This window comes from Geopseudomonas sagittaria, from assembly GCF_900115715.1.
Lineage (GTDB): Bacteria > Pseudomonadota > Gammaproteobacteria > Pseudomonadales > Pseudomonadaceae > Geopseudomonas > Geopseudomonas sagittaria.
In genome coordinates, this window is the sequence record NZ_FOXM01000036.1 from 1 (window position 1) to 3,936 (window position 3,936).

The 3,936-nt window shown below is 52.3% G+C and carries 2 tRNA genes and 2 rRNA genes; all 4 read left to right on the forward strand.

Annotated elements, in window-relative coordinates:
* Nucleotides 1-658 (forward strand): 16S ribosomal RNA (locus BM297_RS21200); the annotation flags it as partial.
* Between the two features lie 66 nt (nucleotides 659-724).
* Nucleotides 725-801 (forward strand) — tRNA-Ile (locus BM297_RS21205).
* A gap of 33 nt (nucleotides 802-834) precedes the next feature.
* Nucleotides 835-910 (forward strand) — tRNA-Ala (locus tag BM297_RS21210).
* Between the two features lie 259 nt (nucleotides 911-1,169).
* Nucleotides 1,170-3,936: ribosomal RNA gene (locus BM297_RS21215) — 23S ribosomal RNA — on the forward strand; the annotation flags it as partial.

The window sequence follows — 3,936 nt, forward strand, 5'->3', positions numbered from 1 at the left end:
GGGAGTACGGCCGCAAGGTTAAAACTCAAATGAATTGACGGGGGCCCGCACAAGCGGTGGAGCATGTGGTTTAATTCGAAGCAACGCGAAGAACCTTACCTGGCCTTGACATGCTGAGAACTTTCCAGAGATGGATTGGTGCCTTCGGGAACTCAGACACAGGTGCTGCATGGCTGTCGTCAGCTCGTGTCGTGAGATGTTGGGTTAAGTCCCGTAACGAGCGCAACCCTTGTCCTTAGTTACCAGCACGTAATGGTGGGCACTCTAAGGAGACTGCCGGTGACAAACCGGAGGAAGGTGGGGATGACGTCAAGTCATCATGGCCCTTACGGCCAGGGCTACACACGTGCTACAATGGTCGGTACAGAGGGTTGCCAAACCGCGAGGTGGAGCTAATCTCACAAAACCGATCGTAGTCCGGATCGCAGTCTGCAACTCGACTGCGTGAAGTCGGAATCGCTAGTAATCGTGAATCAGAATGTCACGGTGAATACGTTCCCGGGCCTTGTACACACCGCCCGTCACACCATGGGAGTGGGTTGCTCCAGAAGTAGCTAGTCTAACCTTCGGGGGGACGGTTACCACGGAGTGATTCATGACTGGGGTGAAGTCGTAACAAGGTAGCCGTAGGGGAACCTGCGGCTGGATCACCTCCTTAATCGAAGACTTCAGCTTCCTCATAAGTTCCCACACGAATTGCTTGATTCACTGATGAAAGGCGATTGGGTCTGTAGCTCAGTTGGTTAGAGCGCACCCCTGATAAGGGTGAGGTCGGCAGTTCGAATCTGCCCAGACCCACCAATTGTCGTGGTGCGCAGGCCGGTCAAAATTGATGGGGCCATAGCTCAGCTGGGAGAGCGCCTGCTTTGCACGCAGGAGGTCAGGAGTTCGATCCTCCTTGGCTCCACCACTCCCAAGACGAAAATCGCCGAAAGCTCAGAAATGAGTGTTTACCGCCCGGTGCCGCAAGGCAGATGTGGAGGGTGAAACATTGATTTCTGGTCTTTGTATCAGACTGTTCTTTAAAAATTTGGGTATGTGATAGAAGTAGACTGGTTAGTCGTTTTCACTGGCGGCTAATCAAGTCAAGGTAAATTTGCGAGTTCAAGCGCAAGTTTTCGGCGAATGTCGTATTTACACGAATATAACCAGATTGCTTGGGGTTATATGGTCAAGTGAATAAGCGCATACGGTGGATGCCTTGGCAGTCAGAGGCGATGAAAGACGTGGTAGCCTGCGAAAAGCTTCGGGGAGTCGGCAAACAGACTTTGATCCGGAGATCTCTGAATGGGGGAACCCACCCAGCACAAGCTGGGTATCTTGTACTGAATACATAGGTGCAAGAGGCGAACCAGGGGAACTGAAACATCTAAGTACCCTGAGGAATAGAAATCAACCGAGATTCCCTTAGTAGTGGCGAGCGAACGGGGATTAGCCCTTAAGCTTCTTGGATTTTAGTGGAAGGCTCTGGAAAGTGCCGCCATAGTGGGTGATAGCCCCGTACACGAAAGAATCCTTGAAGTGAAATCGAGTAGGACGGAGCACGAGAAACTTTGTCTGAATATGGGGGGACCATCCTCCAAGGCTAAATACTACTGACTGACCGATAGTGAACCAGTACCGTGAGGGAAAGGCGAAAAGAACCCCGGAGAGGGGAGTGAAATAGAACCTGAAACCGTATGCGTACAAGCAGTGGGAGCCCACTTTGTTGGGTGACTGCGTACCTTTTGTATAATGGGTCAGCGACTTATATTCAGTGGCGAGCTTAACCGTTTAGGGGAGGCGTAGCGAAAGCGAGTCTTAATAGGGCGTTTAGTCGCTGGGTATAGACCCGAAACCGGGCGATCTATCCATGAGCAGGTTGAAGGTTAGGTAACACTGACTGGAGGACCGAACCCACTTCCGTTGAAAAGGCAGGGGATGACTTGTGGATAGGAGTGAAAGGCTAATCAAGCTCGGAGATAGCTGGTTCTCCTCGAAAGCTATTTAGGTAGCGCCTCACGTATCACTCCAGGGGGTAGAGCACTGTTTCGGCTAGGGGGTCATCCCGACTTACCAAACCGATGCAAACTCCGAATACCTGGAAGTGCGAGCGTGGGAGACACACGGCGGGTGCTAACGTCCGTCGTGAAAAGGGAAACAACCCAGACCGTCAGCTAAGGTCCCAAAGTTATGGTTAAGTGGTAAACGATGTGGGAAGGCTTAGACAGCTAGGAGGTTGGCTTAGAAGCAGCCACCCTTTAAAGAAAGCGTAATAGCTCACTAGTCGAGTCGGCCTGCGCGGAAGATGTAACGGGGCTCAAACCATACACCGAAGCTACGGGTGCATCCTTTGGATGTGCGGTAGAGGAGCGTTCTGTAAGCCTGTGAAGGTCAGTTGAGAAGCTGGCTGGAGGTATCAGAAGTGCGAATGCTGACATGAGTAACGACAATGGGAGTGAAAAACTCCCACGCCGAAAGACCAAGGGTTCCTGCGCAACGTTAATCGACGCAGGGTTAGTCGGTCCCTAAGGCGAGGCTGAAGAGCGTAGTCGATGGGAAACAGGTTAATATTCCTGTACTTCTGGTTACTGCGATGGAGGGACGGAGAAGGCTAGGCCAGCTTGGCGTTGGTTGTCCAAGTTTAAGGTTGTAGGCTGGGATCTTAGGTAAATCCGGGATCCTAAGGCTGAGAACTGATGACGAGTTGTCTTTTAGATGACGAAGTGGTTGATGCCATGCTTCCAGGAAAAGCTTCTAAGCTTCAGGTAACCAGGAACCGTACCCCAAACCGACACAGGTGGTTGGGTAGAGAATACCAAGGCGCTTGAGAGAACTCGGGTGAAGGAACTAGGCAAAATGGCACCGTAACTTCGGGAGAAGGTGCGCCGGTGAGGGTGAAGTATTTACTACGTAAGCCCATGCCGGTCGAAGATACCAGGCCGCTGCGACTGTTTATTAAAAACACAGCACTCTGCAAACACGAAAGTGGACGTATAGGGTGTGACGCCTGCCCGGTGCCGGAAGGTTAATTGATGGGGTTAGCGAAAGCGAAGCTCTTGATCGAAGCCCCGGTAAACGGCGGCCGTAACTATAACGGTCCTAAGGTAGCGAAATTCCTTGTCGGGTAAGTTCCGACCTGCACGAATGGCGTAACGATGGCGGCGCTGTCTCCACCCGAGACTCAGTGAAATTGAAATCGCTGTGAAGATGCAGTGTATCCGCGGCTAGACGGAAAGACCCCGTGAACCTTTACTATAGCTTTGCACTGGACTTTGAGCTTGCTTGTGTAGGATAGGTGGGAGGCTTTGAAGCGTGGACGCCAGTCTGCGTGGAGCCAACCTTGAAATACCACCCTGGCAACCTTGAGGTTCTAACTCTGGTCCGTTATCCGGATCGAGGACAGTGTATGGTGGGTAGTTTGACTGGGGCGGTCTCCTCCTAAAGAGTAACGGAGGAGTACGAAGGTGCGCTCAGCGTGGTCGGAAATCACGCGTAGAGTATAAAGGCAAAAGCGCGCTTGACTGCGAGACAGACACGTCGAGCAGGTACGAAAGTAGGTCTTAGTGATCCGGTGGTTCTGTATGGAAGGGCCATCGCTCAACGGATAAAAGGTACTCCGGGGATAACAGGCTGATACCGCCCAAGAGTTCATATCGACGGCGGTGTTTGGCACCTCGATGTCGGCTCATCACATCCTGGGGCTGAAGCCGGTCCCAAGGGTATGGCTGTTCGCCATTTAAAGTGGTACGCGAGCTGGGTTTAGAACGTCGTGAGACAGTTCGGTCCCTATCTGCCGTGGACGTTTGAGATTTGAGAGGGGCTGCTCCTAGTACGAGAGGACCGGAGTGGACGAACCTCTGGTGTTCCGGTTGTCACGCCAGTGGCATTGCCGGGTAGCTATGTTCGGAAAAGATAACCGCTGAAAGCATCTAAGCGGGAAACTTGCCTCAAGAT